Raw genomic sequence first — 25325 nt, forward strand, 5'->3', positions numbered from 1 at the left:
CGGTAGTTAATCTATTTTACAAGTGTTAACAAGCTGTTAATACTCATTTTTTATATATTCGAATTCGCATAGTAGAATCGTCTAACCAGCGCTTACTGTGTAAAATACAATACAACTTATCGCAAACACCAACAAAACTCTTTATAATCAACCAGTTATAAGGAAAATAAAATAATTTCTAACAAACCGATTAATAATGAAAAAGATTACTCTATTTTTAATTATGCTAGGGTTTTTCCTCACAGCTAATGCTCAGTATGATTTTGATCCGATCGTAGGCCCAATAAACGTACCTCAAGGATCACCAGTTACGATTAATCTAAACGATTTAGCTAACTCAGCTGCTGTACCAGCATCGTCATCAGGCTCGTATGACTCTTTCTCAATCACTTTTGATTGGACTGCAGGTGCTAGTAACCCTTATTCTAACGAGGCTGAACTTACTGTGAACACAACTGCTGGATCTGTATTTATAGCTCCACCTACAACTAGCGGTGCCCTAGGTAACGACGCAGTAGTAACTTTTGTTGGTGATTTTGCCGCTATTTACAACCCATCAACCGATGGTTATTTAGAATTGATTTTTAATCAAAGTTGGACTGGATCTGATGCCAATTGGTCTAATATAGTAGTTACATTATTTGAAAGCCCTACATGTGTGGTACCTTCAGGTATGGCAACAAGTACTTTAACAACAACTGCTGTTGACTTAGTTTGGAACGCAGGTGATGCCGAGACCATATGGAATGTAGAATATAGTAGCGGAGCAGATTTTACACCAGGAAATGGTGAAGAAGAAGGATCTGCGACTGTTACAGGAACTCCTGCAATGTCATTAACAAGTCTTACAGAAGCTACAGATTATTATGTGTATTACCAAGCAGATTGTGGTGCTGCTGATGGAACAAGCGAATGGGCTGGTCCTTTTAACTTCTTTACATCTTATTGTCAGTCTTTACCAATATCAAATGACGGAGTAGGTATTAACCAAGTGGTACTAGGTAACGAAACATTTATATCTGCAGGAGATGTATTTTATGAAGATTTCACATCACCTACTGTAGATTTAGCTGCAGCAATTACGGCTAATTTACAAATTACATTTGCTGTTGGAGATTTCACCGACTACAATACGTATGTTTATATAGATTTTAATAACGATTTAGTTTATGACACTGCAACCGAACTATTTTATACTGGCTTAAGTGCACCTGGAATTCCATCTACATTAGATGCTTCATTTACTATGCCAGATGTACCATTAGGTGTATACAATATGAGAATTAGCACTTCAGATTTTGTACAAAACCCTCCAAATCCATGCTTTAGTGCTGCTTGGGGAGTTACAATGGAATTTACTATTAACGTAACTGATGCACCAGATTGTATTCCACCTTCTACTCTTGTAGCTAATACTATTACTCAAGACGCTGCAGATTTAACTTGGAATGGTGGTGCATCAGGAGAATCATGGGACTTAGAATGGGGACCAACAGGTTTCACACCTGGCGCCGGAACACCAGTTAGTGGTCTAACTACAGAAACATATCCATTAACCGGATTATCTGCTGGTACAGCATATGACTTTTATGTATCAAGTAATTGTGCTGGATCAGAAACATCAACAGTATCTGGGCCATCTACATTTTTCACAGCAACACCTGGAGAAACTTGTGCAGATGCCTTTCCAATGACTGTAGAAGTAGATTGTGATACAGCGACTCCAACAACATTAAATTTTGCTAATGGAGCAGATTTAGCCGCTAGTGGCGAGGATGCTTCATGTGATGGTTTTGCAGATTATGGCTATTGGGTAAGCTTTACAGCACCAGCTGTAGGCTCTGTAGTTTTTAATTTTAGTGGCGCTGCTGCTGGTATAGGTTTAGAGGTTTTAGATGCTTGTGGTGGTACTGCCGTTTCTGGTTGTACAAATAACACATTAGATGCAGGTGAAAATTCAGGTATTATTGGTGGTTTAACACCAGGAGATACGTATTACGCCGTAATATGGAGAGATGCTCAAAGTGGTACAGCAGACGTTTGTATCGAAGAAGGACCTACTTGTCCTTTTCCTATTAACTTAGAAGCTGCTAACCTAACTGAAAGTTCTGCAGATTTAGGATGGACAGAAAATGGTAGCGCAACTTCATGGAATATAGAATGGGAAATTGAAGGCTTTACTCCTGGTACAGGTACAATAGTTAATAACACTACTGATAACCCATATAACTTAACAGGTTTGACTCAAAACACGAGTTATGACTTTTATGTTCAAGCAATATGTGGAAGTGAAAATTCAGACTTTGAAGGGCCTTTTACTTTTACTACAACACCACAATCTAACTTTGTATTAGACTGTGCTGTAGACGGACCACTTACTCAAGATTACTGTTACGATAACGACGGAGAGACAACGCCTCTAATTTTTACGTTTACAAGTTCTGATGGATCAACTCCTCTAAACTTAACGTTCAATTCTGGTTTTATAGAAAACAACTATGATGAATTAGTTGTATTAGACTCTGATGGTACACCATTCATTGGCTACGAACCAGGACCTCCAGGTTTTGGAAATGGAAATTTTGGAAATGCTGGTGATATCTCTGGCTTAACATTTCAATCAACAGGAGATACTATTTCATACTATATCAATTCTGATAACATAATTAGTTGTGCAGATGGTAGTACACAGATGGATGGTGGAATTAATTACACCGTATCTTGTGCGACATGTATTAATCCTCAAGCAACGTATACTGTTATTGATGATTGTGAAAACGGAGATCAGTTTTTAATCGATGTAGATGTATCGAGTCTTGGAGATGCTAACAGTTTAACAATATCGAACAATATTAACGCAGATACTACGCCTGTTACTGCAGAGGCTGTATACCAAGTTGGACCATTTGATTTTGGTATAGATGTAATTATTACTGTAAGTAATGATGACGATGCTAACTGTATAATAAACAGTGCAGCGATTCAACTTTTAGCTTGTCCACCAGATAATGACAATCCTTGTGATGCAACTATTGCAGCCGTAAACAGTGACTTTATTTGTGTACAAAGTACTCCAGGAACCTTATTAGCAGCGACAGATTCTGGTGTTCCCGCATCTTCATGTGGAGGAAACCCTGACGATGATGTTTGGTTTCAGTTTGTTGCACAAGATCAGTTTCAACTTATATCAATTGCTAACTTCCCAGATTTTAGCGATATAGATCATGCCGTATACGGAGGTACATGTGATAACTTAGTAGAATTAGCTTGTAAAGGTAATGAGTACTCTACAATTACACCAGCCCTAACCATAGGAGACACTTACTATGTAAGAGTGTTTTCTGGAGGTTCTGACGATGAAACAACAAATTTTGATTTATGTATTACACCTTACACAGCTCCTGTAAATATTGCTTGTGATTTGGCACAGAATTATTGCAGTGGTACAGATAGTGATATACTATATACACCTAACACTGTAGGAATCGACAATGATACAGATGTGGCTTGTTTAGGAACAATTCCAAACCCAACATATAGTCTTTTAGAGATTGGTAGTTCTGGAGAAATATTAATCGAAATCGTTCAAAATACGGCCTTTGATGCAAACGATAACCCAATTGGTGATGAACTAGATGTTGATTTTGTTTTATGGGGACCTTTTGATACAGATACTGATTATTGTGCCTTAAATTTAGAAGTTGATTGCCCTACTTGTCCTTCTAACACTGGGAATGCTTCATTCTATCCTTTTGGAAATATAGTTGACTGTAGCTATTCTGGACTTGCAACTGAAAACATTACTTTAACTAATGCTCTTGAAGGAGAAATATATGTATTACTTGTAACTAATTATACTTTTGACGCTATAGCCAACGAACATGGTGGTGTAATTCAAGTGAAGCAAACAAATCTAGGCGGAACTGATGTAGGAACAGTAACTGCAGACATTTCAGCAGAGATTGTAAGTAACGAAGTCTTGTTTCAAGATGTAGATTCTGATCCAAGTACACCTGTAGAAGCTAATCTTTGTGACACTGCTTCTGTTGTAATTGAAACTAACTCACCTTTTGCTGATGAATATATCTGGTTTAAGAACGGAGAAGTAATGGTAGGAGAAACTTCGGAATCACTTACAGTAACAGAATCTGCAAATTACCAAGTCCAAGCAACAGATAATCAATGTGGTTCTTCTGCCTTGTCTCAACTTGTAGTTGTAAACCTATATATGGCACCAGACCCAATTGCACCTCAAACTCTTACAGTTTGTGATGGTCCAGAAGCAGATGGAATTGAAGATTTTGATTTAGCAGCATTATCAGCAGAACTTGCTGTAGATGGTTTCACTATTAGTTTTTATACAAATACATCTGATGCAAATTCAACACAGAACCCTTTACCACTTACTTACAACTCAGCTGGAGGTGAAACATTAATTATAAGAATTGAAGACACTAATCAAATTGCAAATGATTACTATTTTGGATGTCGTGCATTCTCTCAAGTAGAATTAGTAGTAAATTCAAGACCAACAGTAACACAACCAACTATAGCACCTGTTTGTGATGATTTAGATGGGGCTGTTGATGGCTTTACAGATTTTGATTTAATCGCTATTAATGATGCTGTAACTACAGAAACAGGGATGAATATTACATACCACACATCTCAAGAAGATGCTGATTCAGGTGATAATGCATTACCAAGTCCGTATAACAGTGATGGAGGAACACTTTATGCAAGAGTAGAAAATCCTGTTACTGAGTGTTATGAAACAATAGACTTTGAAATTGAAGTTAACATCGTACCATTAGCAACTTTTGATCCTCAATACGCTTACCAAGTTTGTCCAGATGCAACAGTTCCTGTAACTATTGGTCTTACACCAACAAACTTTACAGCAGCTGATGTAACCATTGAATGGTACCAAGACGATGTTTTAGTTTCAGGTCAAACTGGTTTAACATTAGAGACTGTACTTACAGCAGGAGAATACAGTGCCGTGATTCAGTTTAATGATTCTGGTTGTACAAATGAATTTATATCAACATCAGTGATTGAATTAGAGTCTTGTATCTTCCCAGAAGGTATATCACCTAACAATGATATGATAAACGACTATTTTGATCTAAGTAGTTTTGGTGTTACTGAATTAAACATATATAACCGATACGGAAAACTTGTATATTCTAAGAAAAACTATACAAATGAATGGAACGGACAGACAAATGATGGTAACGAATTACCAGTAGGAACATACTTCTATACTGTAATTTACGAAGGTGGTAACAATTCGAAAAGTGCTTGGGTATACATAAACAGATAATCAATTAACAGAATCAACTTATTATAATGAAAAAACTCTCTATTATAGCGGTCTTGCTTTTAGCTTTTCAGATGCATGGGCAACAAGACCCTCAGTACACACAGTACATGTATAATATGAATATTATCAATCCTGCTTATGCAGGATCAAGAGAAAATCTCTCTTTTGGATTATTATACAGAAATCAGTGGACCAATATTGATGGTGGACCAGAAACGGGAACATTTTTTGGACATGCACCAATTGGAAACAATTTGGGTATAGGTTTGTCTGTTATCTCAGATAAAGTTGGGCCTGTTAACGAAACTAATGCTTATGCAGATATTTCATATACCTTAAACTTAGGTGGAGAACATCGCTTAGCTTTTGGAATTAAAGCAGGAGCTACATTTCACGATATAGGCTTAAATTCTGATGTAGAAGTGGTAGATAATACAGATCCATTTTTTGCTCAGGACATTAGTTCTACTACACCAAATATTGGAGCAGGATTCTTTTACTACACAGAAAAATACTATGTATCATTATCTGTACCTAATTTATTATCATCAGTACATTTAGATAATGATGGACGCAAAATAGGATCAGAAACACAACACTACTTCTTAACTGGTGGTTATGTGTTTGATCTTTCGCCAAATACAGAGTTAAAACCATCGGTTATGGTTAAATCTGCATTTGATGCACCTACATCATTTGATGTTAACGTAAATGCAAGATTCTTTAAGAAATTTGAAATTGGAGCATCGTACAGATTAGACGATTCATTTTCAGGGTTAGTAAATATCGCATTATCACCATCAGTAAGAATAGGTTATGCTTATGATGCTATATCTTCTGATATCAAAGCATTTGCACCAGCATCTCACGAGATTATGTTCTTATTTGATCTTAATTTCCCAAGACGCGTTTCTCGTTCACCTAGATACTTTTAATCAGTTAAGCTATACCAATTATGAAAAACTTTAATACACTATTATTTATTACGTTGATGAGTAGCTTTTGCTTAACTGCTCAAAGTAAAGCAACTAAAAAAGCAGATAAATACTTTGCACGTTTCGAATTTGTGAAGGCGGCCGAAAGCTACAATAAGCTTATAGAAAACGGAAACGCTAACACATACGTTTACGGACAATTAGCAGAAAGCTATTACAATATTTTTGATACAGAAGCAGCAGAACGCTGGTATGCTAAAGCATTAGAGACATCTGATACACCAGAAATGGTTTATAAGTACTCACAAATGTTGAAAGCAAACGGTAAATACGAAGCTTCAAACCAACAAATGGATAAGTTTGCAACGATGCGTCCTGCAGATGATAGAGCTACAGCATTTAGAAAAAATCCTGATTACCTTCCAAAAATACTAGAACAAGGTAAAAAGTTTAATGTTCAAAATGCAGACTTTAATTCTGAACAATCAGACTTTGGAGGTACAATGAACGATGGTAAATTATATATTACTTCTGGTAGAAATGATAGTCGTAAGACATATGGATGGAACGATCAGCCATTTTTAGATATCTATACACTAACTAAAAATACAGATAGCACATACCAAGAAGCGACGTTGGCCAATAAATGGATCAATACAAAATATCATGAAGGTTTAGTAACTTTTACTCCAGATGGTAAAACAATGTATTTTTCTAGAGAAAGTTATTTTGAAAAAGATTACCAAAAAGATTCTTTAAGCAGCACACGATTTAGCCAATTATATTTATTCAAAGCGACTAAATTAGGTGACGATTGGGATATGGTAGAGAACTTAGACATTAACAGTGAAAATTATTCTGTTAAAAATCCATCAGTAAGTCCAGATGGCAAAACATTATACTTTGCTTCAAATATGCCAGGAGGTTTTGGTGACTTTGATATATATAAAGCTGCAATAGATACAGACGGAACTATAGGTGAACCTGTAAACATGGGTCAGAAAGTAAATACATCAGGACAAGAGATGTTTCCATACATTAGTAGCAACAACACATTATACTTCTCATCAAACGGTCATTTAGGTCTTGGTGGATTAGATGTCTTTTACACCAAAGAAGTTGACGGTAAAATAGCACCTATAAGAAATGTTGGTATTCCCGTGAACAGTAATGCAGATGATTTCGCATTTTTTATAGATGAAGAAAACAACGATGGTTTTGTATCTTCTAACAGAGAAGGCGGAAAAGGTAGTGATGATATTTACCAGTTTAAAAAATTACAACCCATTTGTGATGTGTTAATTAGCGCTACTGTTTTAGACGATGAAACACGTGAGCCAATTAGTGGAGCAGCTGTTTCTCTATTAGATGATGAAGGAAATAAACTAGTTTCAAAAACAACCAATGCTGAAGGTATTGCTGAATTCATGGTTGAATGTGAAGAAGAAACGGAACTAGAAGTTGTAATGGACGGTTTTGACAGTAAAAAAGTAGCTGTAAAAGGTTCTAACGAAGAAGAAAATAATGTTCAAATTTCTTTAGATCCAATTGAAGTGTTAATAGCACCTGCAAGTATTGAACTAGCACCTATATACTTTGAATTTGACAAATCTAACATCACAGCTCAAGCAGCTTTCGAATTAGATAAATTAGTTCAAATTATGACAAAGTATCCTGAGTTAGTGATTAACGCAGTTTCTCATACAGATGTAAGAGGACCAGCATCATATAACAAAGGTCTTTCAGATCGTAGAGCAAAAACTACTGTTCAGTATGTAATTTCGAAAGGAATTGATGAAGCTAGAATTACAGGAGAAGGTAAAGGTGAATCTGAACCTAAAATAGATTGTGGTACTAATTGTACTAAACAACAGCATTCAGAAAATAGACGTTCAGAGTTTATTATTGTTAGTGGAAGTACACCAGCAGAATAAGTAAAACGTTAATTACATAAAAAAGCCTATCGTTCTTAGAATGATAGGCTTTTTTTTATTTCCACTCAGTGTAAGGTTTTTTACTTAATTGAGAATTATAATACTTTATATCACCCGTAACTTCTTTATCTAACCATTTCGGTTTTTCAAAAGTTTCGGTTTCAGAATTCAGCTCTACTTCGGCAATAACCAAACCCAAATTATTGTCATAGAACTCATCGATTTCAAAAATATGGTTCCCATATTTCACTTCATAACGTGTCTTATTAATCATTCCACTTTCACAAATAAGTAAAAGACTTTCAGCATCTGTGTTAGAAATTTCCTTCTCCCACTCAAAACGAGATAAACCATTTGCTGTAGATTGCCCTTTAACAGTTAAAAATCCTTTATCTCCTTTTAACCTCACACGGACAGTTCTTTCTTTATCCGTATTTAAAAAACCTTGTTTTATAGTATAACTATTAAAAGCCTCTGATTTAAAAGCTTCTGAGTTCACTAAAAATTTTCTTTCAATTTCTAACATTACAAGTGATTGTTAATTAATATATAGAAGACATATAATGCCTAAATTTACAGCATGCTTAACGATTTACCAATAAGAAAGATAATTCATGTAGATATGGATGCATTTTATGCTTCCGTAGCACAAATGGATAATCCTGAACTTAAAGGTAAAGCAATTGCTGTTGGTGGCGGAGGTATACGCGGAGTTATCAGTGCTGCTAGTTACGAAGCACGAAAATTTGGCGTAAAAAGTGCTATGTCTGGCAAATTAGCCATAAAATTATGTCCTCATCTTATATTCGTCAAAACAGATTTTGAACGCTATAAAGACATCTCTAACCAAGTAAGAGCCATATTTCATCAGTATACAGATCTCGTTGAGCCTTTATCTTTAGACGAAGCTTATCTCGATGTTACAGCAAACAAAATAGGCCTACCAAGCGCTACATTACTTGCTAAAAAGATTAGACAACAGATTTTTGATGAAGTAGGCTTAACGGCTTCGGCAGGCATTTCTATAAATAAATTTATAGCTAAAATAGCTAGTGATTATAATAAGCCCAATGGACAGAAAACCGTAAATCCAGAAGATGTTATTCAGTTTTTAGAGGATTTAGATGTAAGAAAGTTTTATGGTGTAGGTAAAGTTACAGCGGCAAAAATGTACCAAAAAGGAATTTTTTCTGGTAAAGACTTAAAATCAAAATCCTTAGAGTATTTAACAGAACATTTTGGTAAATCGGGTAGTTTCTATTACAACGTGGTTAGAGGAATTCATAGAAGTGAAGTAAGACCAAATCGAATACGTAAATCGCTCGCTGCAGAACGTACCTTTAGTGAAAACTTATCGTCTGAAATTTTTATGCTTGAAAAATTGGAACATATTTCAGCTGAAGTTTCCAAAAGACTTCAGAAAAGTAAAGTTTCAGGAAAAACCGTAACACTTAAAATAAAATATAGCGATTTCACTTTACAAACACGAAGTAAAACCCTACCCTATTTTGTAAGTGATGAGAACTTAATTTTAGAAACGGTTAAAGAATTATTATATCAAGACACCTTAAAAAATTCTGTGAGGCTATTAGGTATTTCACTATCAAATTTAAATACTGAATCAGAAAAATCTACAGCTTCAAAAAAAGACAAAACGGCTGTTATTGTTCAATTAAAATTTGAGTTTTAATCTAAAACATATCATATTCCTATATATTTTGTTAATATAATACAAATATTACTCACGTCCTTTTAGTGGATATTTTCATATTTCTTAAAAAAAATGAAATTTGTAATTGTCATTTTATCAAGATACACAACATATATTTCATTACACACAATTTAAACTTACCTAAATTTTAGAAGTGATAATTAATTAAACACCGTTTTTAAAAATAGTTTCAACCTTTCTTAAAAATGTATATTTAAAGAATACGAATCTTTATTTATAAAACATGAGAATAGGTATTATTATCGGAAGAATTGGTGGTGTAGATGGTGTTGCTCTAGAAACGGAGAAATGGATAGATGTATTAAAAAAACTCGGTCATGAGATATTTATCATGTCTGGAGAATTTGAATCCTGGGACATGGATTATGATCACGATTATTTGTTTCCTGCTTTATCGTTCTTTTCTGTAGAAGCAGAATGGGGACAACGTAAAGCATTTTTTGAACCAGATAGAGATCCTGATGCCTTACTAGAACATGTTGAGAAAGCCTCTAACAAGATTCATCTAGCCATGCGAAAATGGGTTGCTGATAAGAAGATTGATGTTATACTCTCAGAAAATGCATCTGCTTTGCCATGCCACTTATCTATGGGTGTTGCTATTAAAAAATTAATTAAAACAAGCGGCATACCTGTTGTAACTCATGATCACGATTTTCATTGGGAACGCGGACAACGCTATGTATCTGTACATCAAGAAATAAATACTTATGTAGATAATAATTTTCCATTACTACTACCAGATGTTAAACACGCTGTTATTAATACGTTTGGCGTAGAAACCTTTAAAAACCGATTTGATATTGATGCCACCTTGGTACCAAATGTTATGGATTTTAATCGTGTGTACGGGGTACCAACGAAAGACAATGAATTTTTCCTTAGAGATGTTGGTGTTTTAGAAGATGAAATTGCGCTATTACAAGTAACACGGATTGTAAGACGTAAGGGTATTGAAACTGCTATTTCTTTAATAGATCAATTAAACGATAAGAAATTAAAACTAGTAATAACAGGTAATAATAATGACGATGAAAATAAAGAATATTACAATGAATTAATAGATCAAATTCATGAGTTAAACTTATCTAGTCAAGTCATTTTTGCCGCACATAAGGTTTTAGATCATAAAGATTTATCTGATGTTTATGCACACGGAAGAGCAGCAACATATTTTAGTACGTATGAAGGTTTTGGAAATGCATTTGTAGAAACAGTACTAGCTAAAAAACCAATTTTTGTAAATGACTACAAACCTGTTTATAGTCAAGATATTGGAAACAAAGGTTTTGAAACCGTAATGATTAAAGACAGTAATCTCACACCAGAAAGTGTAAAACAAATGTCTGACATTATATACAACCCAAAACGATGCATAGAAATTGGAGAATACAATTTTAATATTGGTAAAAAACATTTTTCATATGAAGTATTAGAAGAAAAATTAAGTAGCCTATTTACATTTTAAGAAAACAAAAGAATGACTGATAAAACAACAAGAATCTCTACTATTTTAAATGAACTTAAAAATGAAAAAATAAATACGTGGTTTGATCTCGGTTTATTTATTGATAAATTTAAAGAGCGAAACTTATCATCATCTTTAAAAGATAACACGTCTACATTTGATTCACGCGTAGAAAAAGGCGGTATCGCTTTTCTAACCTTTTACTTTACCATAGATGGTATTACTGTAGAGACTGAAAAGTATGCCAAAACATTTAAAAATATATACCCAGATATTCCTATTCATTTTATTGCGGGAGAAATTAAAGAGGAAGCAGATGAGTTAATACCACAAACTGCTTTTAAGAAAGTAATTCCAGAAATGGAAGCTTTTGATGCTTGGCCTTTATATAAAGACTTCTTTCAAATTAAAATGCAACGAGGTAGTGAAGCCTACAATAATCTTATTGGTAAGTTTTGGCAAGAAGTATTAGTCCTTGTAGAAAAACTAGGAAGTTATATCGAAGAAAATGACATTTCATTATTATACCTTATTAATGTCTGTTCAAATCCTGGTAATGTCTCTTTAGCATTAGCAACGGTTTTAATTTCAGAATATTTAGGGATTCCTGTAATTAATAATAATCATGATTTTTATTGGGAAGGTGGTAACAGAGCCATAGAAATTAAGAAAAAAGGACTCAAAAAAGGACCAAGAGATTTCTTTTTTCATAATGCACATGTAGGTGAATTTTTCTCAATTATAGAAACGGTTTACCCTTGGGAAAGTCGTTCTTGGATGAATGTGAATATAAATAGAATTCAGCAAGATCATTTAATAAATATTAATGGTCATAATCCTGCCAATGTCGCTTTGTTGGGTACAGCAGTAGATACCAAATTACACCAAATGAGTAAACGCGATATTATAAAAGCGTTTATGCAAGTATCTTCAATTTTTGCAAACAAGAAAGATACCATTACAGTTCATACAGCAGCACATCATACCGAAAGTAAACGATCATTAAAACCTATATTATTAGGTCATAAAAACATTAAAAAATTCGATTTTGTAAATAACAACATCGTGTTTTTACAACCAACAAGAGTTATAAGTAGAAAATCTATTGAGTTAAATTTCAAACTTATAACCCGTTTATTTTCTTACGATTCTTTTGCTGAAAAATTCATTACCAATCCGCAATTAAAATTATCATTAATTGTTTCTGGACCAATTCCGCATGGACAACAAAACTATTATCACGATTTAAAAAAAGATTTTAAAAAATTCTTAAAAGAACTTCCAAAGGAATTTAAGTCTAGAGTATTACTTGGATTTCTATTTAGTGAATTCGATAAACATGATTTTAAAAAGAAACATAAGAAACCATTAGATATTAAACAGCTTTTTGATGTCGCCTCTTTAATTTTATTACCAAGCCAGACCGAAGGACGCGGATTACCAATTATAGAAGCAGCAGCCTGTGGTACACCAATTTTCTGTAGACAATATGAACCAAGAGAGGTTTATGATGAAGTTATTGGTCGTCATTTAGATGAATCGCTTAGACTTAATGTTTTAGAATTTAAAGGCTCTAAAGTACCTAAGAAGTTAGCAGAAAAAATCTGTGACCATGTGTTTTATCCACAAAACAGAATGGTAGATGTAACGCATAATAGAAGTGTAATTAAAAAGCGTTACAGTTTAGAATCTCTGGAAGAAAACATACGCTATATTTTACAACGTATGGACTATCAGCTAGCTTCAGTTTCTATAGAAGATAATACTCAAGTAATTACTTTGCTAAAACAATACAAAGCTTCTGTAGATTTTGAAAACGAAGATCTCAATGCTATTCTTAATAAAAAAACGAGACATTACTTACCTGGTTATGGTCGTTTATCGTTTATGCATTATTTAAAATCGTTAATTGATCCTAGTTTTTTTAGGGTTGAACAGCAATTGGTAAAAGGACGCGTAATGCGTTATGCTAGAACTATGGAAAATGACATTCCAGATTTGGTAAATACTAATCTCGAAGTTATACACAAATACTACAATGCTATCGATGATATTTTTAAATACGTAGATGGCGAAATTTCTATTCGTCATGATCATGCTCTAGCCTATCGTCATAGAAACAAAAAATCGTATGCGTATCAAGCCTTTACACTTCAGGAAATTACTGGTTTAGTAAACATGATTTATACAGATGTTTTTAAACCAAAAAACTTACCCGATTTAACTTTAGCACCACAGTTTTTTGCCGATTGGGAATTAGCGCTTTTTCAGCTTACCAATAGTAAGTATTTAGGTATTGATGACCGAAAAATCCTTACCAAGAATTTAAAGAAAAATGTACCTAAAGGCTATTTTCCTGGTCGTTATATCAAACATGAATTAGAGTATTTTGTACTACAACCAATCCGTGCACAATTAAATTTAACCATACAGCAAGAGTTAACTTCTGCAATACTTGAAGCAAATGTAGATAAGTTAGAGAAAATTTACATTTTTATACACGAGCCAAGAATTACAAAATGGTTCTCCAGTGCAGATATTAAAGATTATTTAGAAAGCGGAAAAGAGCCAGAGTTAGGTTTATTGTATAGAGCAGGCGTTGTTCAAATTATTGAAACAAAACAGTGGTCAGAAGGTGTACATTTTCCACAAATGGGAGCTAAAGCTATAAAGATTTTAAGAGATATTAAAGCTGCAGATGGTTTTTTAATTACCAACGGAGAGTCTGCTGCTATGATGACCGATATTATAGAAATCGATCATTTTCATATAGGTAAAGTCTTGTATGAAATGACAGCCAAAATTATGGGTATTCCTAAAGGCAGCGGTTTTATTCAGTTTGTACCAGCAGGAGTACGTACAACTTTAGCATATCCGACGCCAATACAAACGGCCAAAGATTTTGATATCGTTCTTAAAAGTGATTTATACCAAGATTTAAAAGATACGTTAAGCGAAAAGGAATTGTTAAGTTTAATTACTAAAGATGCTATTGAAAACGGAACACCTATTGCTAAATTATTAACTCAAATTAAAGAGGGCTTAAAATTATCTAAAACGGTTGAAAAGGTAAAATCATCTTATGCAGGTGGTGTTTATGAAGACGGTTTACCTTGGAGTGGTGTTTTAGCTGAAATTGACACTAAAAAACACCATTGGAAATTTGCTGCACACATTGCCAACAAGGAACCTAAAAATGTACCAGCGCTTGTTAAAGAGTATAAAAAGAAAAGCAAAAACCCTAACAAAATAGAATTAGCCTGGAATGGTGGTTATATTTTAAATCCAGAATTGGTTGGAAAATTAGGTCTACCTGAAACCTATATTGGTTCGCCTTTAGGCTTATTAATTATGGATAATAAGGTGTTTTGTCCACCTCTTTTCAATAAACCAGCCTTTATCATTTATAAAAATGGTGACGTAGATATCAGAAAAGTGAATAGTAAAGCAGGTTTTATAATTAAAGAGAAAAAGCAAGAGCTCACTTTTGCTAGCTCTAATTATAATAATCATAATGGTACAGAGCCTTGTTTTTATGATTTATCTTATGCTGAAAGTACATTTGAAGGCAATGGAAATGTCATTGTAAGAATAGCAGGTAATACTGTAAAAGAAATTATTAAAACAAAGCCGAAAGAAACGGTTGCTGTGATACCTGTTGGGATTACGTTATCCATTCCAGCCGCATTATTTTCTGATGCCATGTTTACAGAAGGCAAACCATTATCAATACACTTACTAGAGCCAAATGAAAACCCTTACAAATGGGATGAAATCTCATATGCTATTGAAGCTGGACCTATGTTAATTGATCAAGGTAAACAGATTCTTGATATGGAAGAAGAGGGCTGGAAAACTACTAATTCTATAAAAACTCAGGCAGCACGATTAGATTTTACAGATATGCGTGGACCAAAAATTGCCGTAGGTATTACTAAAGAAGGTAAATTAATGGTACTAATGGTAAATGGTAGAATAAGAGAATCTGTTGGTGCGACACATTTTGATATGGTAGATATTCTTTTAAAATACGGAATGGATAAAGCTATGGGCTTTGATCCAGGAGGAAGTAGTACACTTGTCGTAGATGGTAATATTATGAATATTTCGCCATACAATAAAAATTACGAAAAAGATATTTATGCCTTACCACCAGAACCAAGATTTGTAGCCAATGCTATTATGGGTTGGATTGATGAAAAATAAATACGTATTGTATAAATTAAAAGCCTATCTAAATAGTAGTATTTAGATAGGCTTTTGTATGTATAAAAATCTGAAGTGTATTACAGAAAGTTAGTTAGTCAAATTATACTAAAAACTACAACTTTCAATTTCAGAAACACGTAATGTATTTACCATACCTTTATCTTGTATTGGCATTGCTGCTAAACTAATAAGCATATCTCCCACTTCTAAATAGCCTTTTTTACAAGCCATAGCGTTTACATCTTCTATAGTTTCATCTGTACTTACAAATTTGTCGTAGTAGAATGCTGTAACACCCCAAAGTAAACTTAGTTGCGTTAATATACGTCTGTTAGATGTAAATACTAAAATATGAGCAGATGGTCTCCAAGCCGAAATTTGAAATGCTGTATAACCACTATTTGTTAACGTAGAAATCGCTTTTGCATTAATTTCGTTTGCCATGTTTGCGGCATGATAGCAGATTGCTTTTGTAATATAACGTTTAGTACGAATATGCGGAGGAGATTGTGGCACTTCAATAAGCGGAGAATCTTCAACGCTACGTATAATATTTGCCATTTGTCTTATCACTTGCACAGGATATTGACCTACAGATGTTTCACCAGATAACATTACAGCATCTGCACCATCCATAACAGAATTGGCAACATCATTTACCTCTGCACGTGTTGGTGTTAAACTTGTAATCATCGTTTCCATCATTTGTGTTGCGATAATTACAGGAATTCTAGCACGCTTAGCTCTTAACACTAATTGCTTTTGAATTAATGGCACTTCCTCTGCAGGAATTTCCACACCTAGATCACCACGAGCTACCATTAAACCATCACAATAGGCAACGATTTTATCGATATTCTCAACAGCTTCTGGTTTTTCAATCTTAGCTATAATTGGAATTTTATGTTCGCTATATTCAGAGATTAACTTTTCTAATTGCATTAAATCTTCGGCATGACGCACAAAAGATAACGCTATCCAATCTACACCTAATTTACATGCAAAAATTGCATCTTCAATATCTTTTTCAGTTAAAGCTGGTTGTGAAATATCTGTATTAGGAAGATTAACTCCTTTTTTTGATTTAAGTGGTCCTCCTTGAATAACTTTAGCCTTTACTTCAGATATCCCATCTGTTGAAACCACTTCAAAATGCAACTTACCATCATCTAACAGAATTCGTTCACCAGGTTTTGCGTCTTCCGGAAACTTATCATAAGTCATGTAAACACGCTCTTTTGTACCTTCAAAACGTTCACCTGTAGCGAAAATAATCTCATCTCCTGGATTAACAATGACCTCGCCTTTCATAACACCTACACGCAATTTAGGACCTTGTAAATCTCCTAAAATTGATGCGTTGTAACCATACTCTTCATTAAGCTCTCTAATCATTTTAACACGCTCTTCAACGTCTTTATAATCTGCATGAGAGAAATTAATTCTAAATACGTTACACCCTTCATCTAGCATTGCTTTCAATACTTCTTTCGTGCTTGTTGCTGGACCTAAGGTTGCAACTATTTTTGTTTTCTTGTTTAACATCAATTCAAAATATTAAATGGTCTTTCGACTTTATTTTTAACGGATCTACCGTATAACTTGTTATAATTTGAGGAATAGCTTTTAACTTATTCAAGATGAGTTTCTCATCCACATTCTGTATTTCTTCTGAAATTTTAAGAAAATAATCTACGTTTTTGTATTCTGAAATTAGATTAAATGTTGTGAGCACTTTTTGATTATCGCTAAATAATGTTCCTGTACTATATAAACTATCTTGTTCTTTCTTACAGACGTTAGAAATTAAATTCCACAGTACGTATTCGCTTTCATTATCCCATTCAAAAATACTGTACGAAGACTCTAAATACTTAAAGTCTATATCGTGATCCTTACGCTTAAACTTAAGACCTAAATACTTATTAAGTAAATAAGCCAATCGATAATCTTCTAACCTAGTATGAATAGCTATTAGTTTATAGGAATCATCGTCAAAATCATCTACCAGAAGTTTGTGTAAAGCCATGCAATTATAACCTTAAACGGTAAATATAGTATAATTAACGCTCAATTTTATTAAGAATTAGTTAAGATTAATTCTTAAAATCTACGAAAACGATATAGTTGAATTGATTTGATTGCTCAAAAAAGAAAATACTCTATTGAGACTTAGTTATCTGTTTTTGTAATGCAAAAAATGCGCGTTTAGATGCTTTTTCTTCTGCCTTTTTCTTAGAGGTCGCTCTTGCTTTTGAAATCACCTTATCATTAATACTCAATTTCACAGAGAAATGTTTTAACTCATCCTTGCCTGTGTCATCATACACTTCATAATTAAAAGTGTTCTTCTCTTTTTGGCACCACTCTATCAGTAAGCTTTTATAACTAATTACTTTACCTTCTAATGATTCTATATCTACATGTGGATTTATGACACGTTTATAGATAAATTTCTTACAAAAACCATAACCTTTATCAAGGTAAATAGCACCTACTAAAGCTTCAAAAAGATTGCCATGAATATTGTTTCCAAAATTAGATTTCGGAATTCTAGTTTCTACAAAATCAATAAGCCGTAACTCTTCACCTAATTTATTAAGGTGCTCTCTACTTACTACTTTAGAACGCATTTTGGTGAGGTAACCTTCATCACCATGCGGTACTGTTTCAAACAAATAAGCAGCAATTACAGAGCCAAGTATAGCATCTCCTACAAACTCTAAACGTTCATAGTTAATGGCATCCCCTTTATCGTCCTTAATATTCATGGAACGATGGGTAAATGCCGTAATATATAGTGATTTTGTTTTAGGTTTAAAGCCTAAAATCTCTTTGAGTTCTAAAAAAAAATTCCCGTCTTCTTGTTGAGAGCGGGAATTTAATATGTTACGAATGAAGTTCATTCGGGATTTAATCTAATTTTTTGAATACTACACAAGCGTTGTGACCGCCAAATCCAAATGTATTACTCATTGCGACTTTAATATTTCGTTTCTGAGGCTTATTGAGTGTTAAATTTAATTCAGGATCTATGTTTTCGTCAACCGTATTATGATTAATTGTCGGTGGTACAATACCATGCTTCATCGCTAAAATAGAAGCAATTGCTTCAATAGCTCCAGCAGCACCCAACAAATGACCTGTCATAGATTTTGTAGAATTAATATTTATGTTTTTAGCATGGCTGCCAAATACTGTTGATATAGCTTTTAACTCGGCAACATCACCCAAAGGTGTTGATGTACCGTGAGTATTTATATGATCTACATCTTCAGGCTTTAAACCAGCATTTTCTAAACAATTTTTCATTACCGCAACAACACCTATTCCTTCAGGATGAGGCGCTGTCATATGATACGCATCAGAAGATAAACCTCCACCTACAATTTCTGCGTAGATTTTAGCTCCTCTAGCTTTTGCGTGTTCGTACTCTTCTAAAACAATAGCTCCTGCTCCTTCACCTAATACAAAACCATCTCTGGTAGCATCAAATGGTCTAGAAGCTGTTTCTGGACTCTCGTTTCGAGTACTCATTGCGTGCATAGCATTAAACCCTCCCATACCAGCAATAGTAACTGCAGCTTCACTTCCTCCTGTTATAATCACATCACAAGACCCTAAACGTATAGTGTTTAAAGCATCGATCATTGAATTTGCAGAAGAAGCACATGCAGAGACTGTGGTATAATTAGGCCCCATAAAACCATATTTTATAGATATGTTTCCTGGTGCTATATCAGCAATCATTTTTGGAATAAAACGTGGATTAAATCGAGGTGTTCCGTCACCAGCAGCAAAGTTTAACACTTCGTCTTGAAATGTTTCTAAACCACCAATACCTGCTCCCCAAATGACTCCAACTCTAAGTTTATTTACCGCATCTAGATCTAGTTTTGAGTCTGCAATTGCTTCATCTGAAGCGACCATTGCATACTGCGAAAACTTATCCATTTGACGTGCTAATTTCCTATCAATAAAGTCAGTAACTTCAAAGTTTTTTATTTCACAAGCGAATTGTGTTTTGAACTTTTCAGGGTCAAAATGCGTTACACGAGCGGCACCACTTTTACCATTAATAAGAGCATCCCAATATTCATCTATTGTGTTTCCTATTGGTGTAAGTGCACCTAAACCCGTTACTACTACTCGCTTTAATTCCATAAAATAGAGTTATTATTTTGCTGCTTCGATATAAGAAACTGCTTGACCAACTGTTGCTATGTTCTCAGCTTGATCGTCTGGTATTTGGATATCGAATTCTTTTTCGAATTCCATTATTAATTCAACAGTATCTAATGAATCCGCTCCTAAATCGTTTGTGAAGCTTGCTTCAGTTACAACTTCGTTTTCATCAACACCTAACTTGTCTACGATAATCGCTTTTACTCTTGATGCAATGTCTGACATAATTTATTTAATTTTAAGTTTTAATTAGATGGCAAAAGTAAAAAACTTTATTTGAATATTCACCTTTACCGTTAAAATGTGTTTTTTTATTTAGTAAAAATAAAGATAAAGTATTTTTGTTTTGCCCTAATTGTTAATTATTATTCTTTTTTTTGTTGGAATAATTATAGAAGAAATATACCTGTAAATGAAACGTGTTGTAATTTTTGCGTCCGGAAGTGGCTCTAATGCTGAAAATTTAATTAAGTTTTTTCACAACAGCGATACTGCGTCTGTTATTCAAGTACTAACTAACAATCCTCATGCCAAAGTGCTGGACCGCTGTAAGAAACTAAATGTTAGTGCATTATCGTTTAATAGAATTGCTTTTTCTAAATCTGAAGATGTCTTAAATATTTTAAAAGCAGCTCAACCAGACATAATTGTCTTAGCTGGTTTTCTTTGGAAATTTCCTGAATTCATATTAAAAGAGTTCAATAATAAGGTTATTAATATACATCCTGCGCTTTTACCAAAGCATGGAGGAAAAGGGATGTTTGGAATGAATGTTCACAATGCTGTAGTTCATAATAAAGAAACAGAAACAGGTATAACTATTCATTACGTAAATGAAAATTATGATGAAGGAGCGGTTATTTTTCAAGCAAAATGTAGTGTTTTGCCTACGGATTCTGTTGAAGATGTCGCTGAAAAAATTCATTTATTAGAAATGGAGCATTTTCCATTAATTGTAAATAAATTATTAAAGTAAGAATCTAAAATAGGATTTCCGTTTTCACGGAAACTGACGATGAGTAAAAAGAAAAAAAAATATTATACGGTTTGGAACGGTCATAAAAAAGGAGTTTTTGAATCCTGGAATGCCTGTAAAAAGCAAATTAAAGATTACCAAGGTGCGCAATACAAATCGTTTCCAACACTTACTGAAGCTCAAAATGCATTAAAAGGAAATTACTTTGATTTTATAGGAAAAAACAAAACTTTTAGTAGCGGACTGTCTGCCGCAGAACTTAAAAAAATTGGCTTACCTAACTATAATTCTATAGCTGTAGATGCCGCTTCTAGTGGTAATCCAGGTATCATGGAATATAGAGGTGTGGATACTAAAACAAAAAAGCAACTATTTATTCAAGGTCCTTTTGAACAAGGCACCAATAATATTGGTGAATTCTTAGCTTTAGTTCATGGTCTCGCTTTCTTAAAACAACACAATAGCCAACGCATTATGTACACAGATTCTAGAACGGCAATGAGTTGGGTACGTAAAAAAATATGTAATTCTAAGCTTCCACGTAGTGCAAAAAATAAACCCGTTTACGATTTAGTAGATCGTGCTGTAGAATGGTTAAAAACAAATGAATACTCTACGACTATTGTAAAATGGGAAACAAAAGCTTGGGGAGAAATCCCTGCGGATTTCGGCAGAAAATAAATATACCTACTTCTCTATCCAAATAAAAAAGAGTTCGTTATTAAGTTTTTAGCTTAGTAACGAACCCTTAAAAAAAATGTATTGTTCTGATTATTTAAGAATCACTTTCTGACTAAGTTCTTGTGTGCCGTTTGCTAATTTAACAACATAAATTCCTGTGCTTAATTGGTTCGCATCAATAGTATTAGTATCTAATCCTGCTTCAAGATTAGAAGACATTACTAAACGTCCTAGAGTATCATAAATACTTACTTGTGTTGTTTCTAACAATTGACCTTTTACAAATAGCATTTGATTATTAGTATATAAACTTAAATCATTACTAGTATTATCAATTTGAGACAACGTAATAGCACCTATGTTTAAATAGAATCTTCCAGTTCCAGAAATGGCAGTATTTGCTGTAAACGTATAATCACCTGTATTTAATAGGGTAAATGTATTTGCAACATTATCTTCAAGATAAACCTCAACATCTTCTGGTAATGTAGAATGCTCTATACTAAAAGTCACTTGTTGTCCTGCTACTGTTTCCAGACCTAAAGGAATAACAACATCATTAATATCGTCAGTTGCTAAACTCTGAATTGCCATATTTTTACCTTCATTATCTGCTACTAAATGAGAATACAATTCAAAACTTAAAGATCCAACTTCATATACTGCAGCATCATAACCAGGATCTAATCCTTGAGTAGAGTTACTATTAAAATAAATTTCCGTCGCAAAGTTAGCATCAGCATGTTCTGCTTTTAATCTCAACATTTTATTAACCTCTTCAGTTCTTCCTAATATAAAATCGTCTCCACCACTATAAACACGCATTGCTGTTGTAAAGTTGATATCGTTTGCAGAAGCTCCTGAATTAGCAACTAAAAACCCTTGACCAGGTGCAATTTTTAACGACGTATTAGACACATTGTTAATTATTGTAAAATTCCCAATAGTACCTATACCACCAGCATTTGTTCCGCCATGAAAGGCATAAATTGCAGTAGCATCTTCATCTAAACTTGATGCATTTTCTAGTAAAAAAGCTTGTGAATCTAAATACGTAGGATATGGATTTCCTACAGAGTTCCAATAATTAATACCAGATGTTGATATACTAACGGTTTCTGTATCTGTAGAAATTGTACCTGTAAAACGTAATGTTTCACCACCTGCAACATTAGATGCTGCTCTATAACCTACAGCACGCTCTAATACATCTCCATTTCCAACAGTAGCGTTAGCATAGTTTGTATAAGATTGATTAACGTTATTGTAAGGACCAAAAGCATAAACAGCACCATTAGTTGGCATTGTCGTTGAATTCGTTGTTACACCATAATCTGCAGTATAAGCTAAAAGATCGCCAAACGTAGCTCCTGAGGCTTTAACTGGTAATGACACTAAATCATTTCCTCCAGTGGCACCTGAGCCAACTTCATTTACGTATCTATCGTAATTAACAACTGTTGCTGTAGTAATAGTTCCAGCTTCACTTAGTACACTAGCAAAACTATCTGAATTAGATTTTAGGTTTAATTCGCCGGCATCAAATGTAGTACCAGATTTTATAATAATTGGTGTGCCTGCAGTCACAGTCATTGTACTAGATAAATCTTGAGCATTAAGATTTAAACAACAAAGAATAGACAATAGGGGAAAAGAGAAATATTTCATCTTCAGTAAATTATAGGGATTAACCAACAAATAAACGCTAATATTTTATATTATTCAAATGAAATGAGACTAATTTCTAATATTTAAAAATATAAAAAAACAATAAAACACTACAAAACAGATAGTTATACCAAAATAAATACAAACCTGATTAATAGGAAAATATTAATATCCATATTGATACGTAAGACTTAATAAGTTAATATTAAAAAATAATACTCTATGAGATTTGATACTTTATGTTTTTTAATGTTTATTTGTCGGTTAATCCCTATAATTTAAGAATAATGAAATCAAATTTATCCCTATTAGGCCTATTTTTAATACTCACAACTGCTTCTTTTGCTCAAGTAGGTATTGGCACAGACACTCCAGATGCATCTAGTATTTTAGAATTACAAAGTACAGACAAAGGATTACTGTTACCTAGACTTACAACTGCAGAACGTGATCTTATTGCATCACCAGCAGAAGGTCTTACTATCTATAATACAACTACAGAGAGCCTTGAAGTCTTTGAATTAAGCTCAACAAGTTGGAAGCGTTTAACTACAGAATCTGAAGGCACCCCTTCCTTAACAATGTATAAAAATCTGAATGCAGCTAGCCTTACAACATCAAGTAACACTACTAATTTTGATAATTTTCCTTTAGGTGCTTCTGAGGTTACAGAAAATGATTTAGATTATTTTGAAGTGTTGGGTGATGGTGAAATAAAAATTCTTCAAGCAGGAAGTTATTTAATTAATGCAAGTTGGGCTACTAGAAATTTAGAAGCCGGTAGTGTAAAATACATTTTTGCAGTGTTTACAAACGGAACACGTACTGGATACATGACAAGAGGTGTCGTAAACCTGCCTTCACCAGATTATTTTGGAGCTTCTGGCACATTTCAATATGTGTTTGAGGCTAACGATGTAATAGATATTAGTTATTATATTGGTAATACTGCCGGCAGCGTCAATGGTGATTTATTACACATAGGTATTGTTAAATTATAAGTTAATTTAATTAAGTACTAACATATATAAAAGGCCACAATTTAAAAATTGTGGCTTTCTCGTTATAAAATCTTAATACCCGCTGTACTATTTTCAGTAAACACAGCATATCATTAATAAGTTAAATGCTCATAATCTCACTTCTAGATAAAGCAGACACAATTTACTTACGCAAGAATTAAAACCCAATTGGTATTGTCACGTTTCGTGTTTCACAAGGAATATATTTTACGTAAATTTGCAACTTAATTCAAACTTCCTTTATGAGTAAATTAGTAATTGTTGGTACTGTAGCCTTTGATGCTATTGAAACACCTTTTGGTAAAACCGATAAAATTCTTGGTGGAGCAGCAACCTATATAGGTTTATCAGCTTCAAATTTTAATGTTGATTCTGCAGCAGTTTCTGTTGTTGGTGGTGATTTTCCTCAGGAATATTTAGACCTCTTAAAAAACAAGAATGTTGATATTGAGGGAATAGAAGTCGTAAAAGAAGGTAAAACGTTTTTTTGGAGTGGTAAATATCATAACGATATGAACTCTCGTGACACTTTAGTTACTGAGCTCAACGTATTAGAACATTTTAATCCTGTTGTTCCAGAGAATTATAAAGATGCAGAAGTTGTAATGCTAGGTAATTTACATCCAGCTGTACAACAAGGTGTATTAAACCAAATGACTGAAAAGCCTAAATTAGCCATTTTAGATACCATGAATTTCTGGATGGATATCGCTTTAGACGATTTGCTTTCGGTAATTAAAAACGTAGACGTTATTACTATTAATGATGAAGAAGCTAGACAATTATCTGGCGAATACTCATTGGTAGTTGCAGCGAGAAAGATCCAAGAAATGGGTCCAAAATATGTAGTTATTAAAAAAGGAGAGCATGGAGCTTTATTGTTTCATGATGACAATGTGTTCTACGCACCTGCTTTACCATTAGAAGAGGTCTTTGATCCAACTGGTGCTGGTGATACATTTGCTGGTGGCTTTGCTGGATATTTAGCAAAAACAGGCGATTTCTCTTTTGAAAACATGAAAACAGCTGTAATCTACGGCTCTACGTTAGCTTCTTTTTGTGTGGAAAAATTTGGCACAGAGCGTATGCAAACCATAACAGATAAAGAAATATATAAACGCTTAGACCAATTTAAGAGTCTAACACAATTTGATATCGAATTAAACTAAACTAACGCGCTCTAAATTGA

General features: G+C 33.7%; 17 protein-coding genes. 10 read left to right on the plus strand and 7 right to left on the minus strand.

What is annotated here, in order from left to right; genetic code table 11:
* The first annotated feature begins 196 nt into the window (after positions 1-196).
* From HM981_RS04460 to HM981_RS04470, 3 genes are read left to right on the plus strand one after another with little or no spacing between them, the layout of a single operon-like run.
* Positions 197-5326 (plus strand): T9SS type B sorting domain-containing protein, encoded by a 5130-nt coding sequence (locus tag HM981_RS04460; RefSeq protein WP_179337370.1) that lies wholly within the window; start codon positions 197-199, stop codon positions 5324-5326.
* Between the two features lie 26 nt (positions 5327-5352).
* A complete protein-coding gene (locus tag HM981_RS04465) occupies positions 5353-6261 on the plus strand; it encodes a PorP/SprF family type IX secretion system membrane protein (protein WP_179337371.1) in 909 nt (302 codons plus the stop codon).
* 20 nt (positions 6262-6281) lie between these two features.
* Positions 6282-8195, plus strand: coding sequence for an OmpA family protein (locus HM981_RS04470; RefSeq protein ID WP_179337372.1), 1914 nt, complete (start codon positions 6282-6284; stop codon positions 8193-8195).
* 55 nt (positions 8196-8250) lie between these two features.
* Here the strand turns inward: HM981_RS04470 and HM981_RS04475 are convergent, their stop codons facing one another.
* The gene (locus HM981_RS04475) at positions 8251-8721 is read right to left on the minus strand and encodes a CYTH domain-containing protein (RefSeq protein ID WP_179337373.1); all 471 of its coding nucleotides are present in this window, start codon (positions 8719-8721) and stop codon (positions 8251-8253) included.
* Positions 8722-8775: 54 nt separating this feature from the next.
* Between HM981_RS04475 and dinB the strand changes: the two genes are divergently transcribed.
* The 3 genes from dinB to HM981_RS04490 all read left to right on the plus strand — a co-directional run bounded on the left by dinB (position 8776) and on the right by HM981_RS04490 (position 15601).
* A complete protein-coding gene (gene dinB / locus HM981_RS04480) occupies positions 8776-9885 on the plus strand; it encodes a DNA polymerase IV (RefSeq protein ID WP_179337374.1) in 1110 nt (369 codons plus the stop codon).
* 265 nt (positions 9886-10150) lie between these two features.
* Positions 10151-11395, plus strand: coding sequence for a glycosyltransferase family 4 protein (locus HM981_RS04485; protein WP_179337375.1), 1245 nt, complete (start codon positions 10151-10153; stop codon positions 11393-11395).
* A gap of 12 nt (positions 11396-11407) precedes the next feature.
* Positions 11408-15601, plus strand: coding sequence for a phosphodiester glycosidase family protein (locus HM981_RS04490; protein WP_179337376.1), 4194 nt, complete (start codon positions 11408-11410; stop codon positions 15599-15601).
* Positions 15602-15709: 108 nt separating this feature from the next.
* Here the strand turns inward: HM981_RS04490 and pyk are convergent, their stop codons facing one another.
* The 5 genes from pyk to HM981_RS04515 form a co-directional block, all read right to left on the minus strand.
* Positions 15710-17149, minus strand: a complete 1440-nt coding sequence (gene pyk, locus HM981_RS04495; RefSeq protein WP_394351694.1) for a pyruvate kinase — start codon at positions 17147-17149, stop codon at positions 15710-15712.
* A gap of 4 nt (positions 17150-17153) precedes the next feature.
* A complete protein-coding gene (locus tag HM981_RS04500) occupies positions 17154-17633 on the minus strand; it encodes an IPExxxVDY family protein (protein ID WP_179337378.1) in 480 nt (159 codons plus the stop codon).
* 133 nt (positions 17634-17766) lie between these two features.
* Positions 17767-18510 (minus strand): ribonuclease III, encoded by a 744-nt coding sequence (gene rnc / locus HM981_RS04505; protein ID WP_179337379.1) that lies wholly within the window; start codon positions 18508-18510, stop codon positions 17767-17769.
* Between the two features lie 7 nt (positions 18511-18517).
* Positions 18518-19768, minus strand: a complete 1251-nt coding sequence (fabF, locus tag HM981_RS04510) for a beta-ketoacyl-ACP synthase II (RefSeq protein ID WP_179337380.1) — start codon at positions 19766-19768, stop codon at positions 18518-18520.
* A 12-nt stretch (positions 19769-19780) separates the two neighbouring features.
* Positions 19781-20014: an acyl carrier protein gene (locus HM981_RS04515; protein ID WP_013869581.1), complete on the minus strand. Its 234-nt coding sequence runs from the start codon at positions 20012-20014 to the stop codon at positions 19781-19783.
* A gap of 187 nt (positions 20015-20201) precedes the next feature.
* Here HM981_RS04515 and purN point away from each other — a divergent pair, with 187 nt between their 5' ends.
* Complete coding sequence (gene purN / locus HM981_RS04520; RefSeq protein ID WP_179337381.1) at positions 20202-20765, plus strand: phosphoribosylglycinamide formyltransferase; 564 nt, start codon at positions 20202-20204, stop codon at positions 20763-20765.
* 39 nt (positions 20766-20804) lie between these two features.
* A complete protein-coding gene (locus HM981_RS04525) occupies positions 20805-21446 on the plus strand; it encodes a ribonuclease H1 domain-containing protein (protein ID WP_179337382.1) in 642 nt (213 codons plus the stop codon).
* A 90-nt stretch (positions 21447-21536) separates the two neighbouring features.
* Here the strand turns inward: HM981_RS04525 and HM981_RS04530 are convergent, their stop codons facing one another.
* Positions 21537-23114: a T9SS type A sorting domain-containing protein gene (locus tag HM981_RS04530; protein WP_179337383.1), complete on the minus strand. Its 1578-nt coding sequence runs from the start codon at positions 23112-23114 to the stop codon at positions 21537-21539.
* Between the two features lie 287 nt (positions 23115-23401).
* On the opposite strand from HM981_RS04530, the gene HM981_RS04535 reads away from it, so the two are divergent.
* The gene (locus HM981_RS04535; RefSeq protein ID WP_179337384.1) at positions 23402-24115 is read left to right on the plus strand and encodes a hypothetical protein; all 714 of its coding nucleotides are present in this window, start codon (positions 23402-23404) and stop codon (positions 24113-24115) included.
* Positions 24116-24378: 263 nt separating this feature from the next.
* Positions 24379-25305: a PfkB family carbohydrate kinase gene (locus HM981_RS04540; protein ID WP_179337385.1), complete on the plus strand. Its 927-nt coding sequence runs from the start codon at positions 24379-24381 to the stop codon at positions 25303-25305.
* The last annotated feature ends 20 nt before the right edge of the window (positions 25306-25325 follow it).

Origin of the sequence: Winogradskyella ludwigii (assembly GCF_013403985.1) — a bacterium.
GTDB classification, from domain to species: Bacteria; Bacteroidota; Bacteroidia; order Flavobacteriales; family Flavobacteriaceae; genus Winogradskyella; species Winogradskyella ludwigii.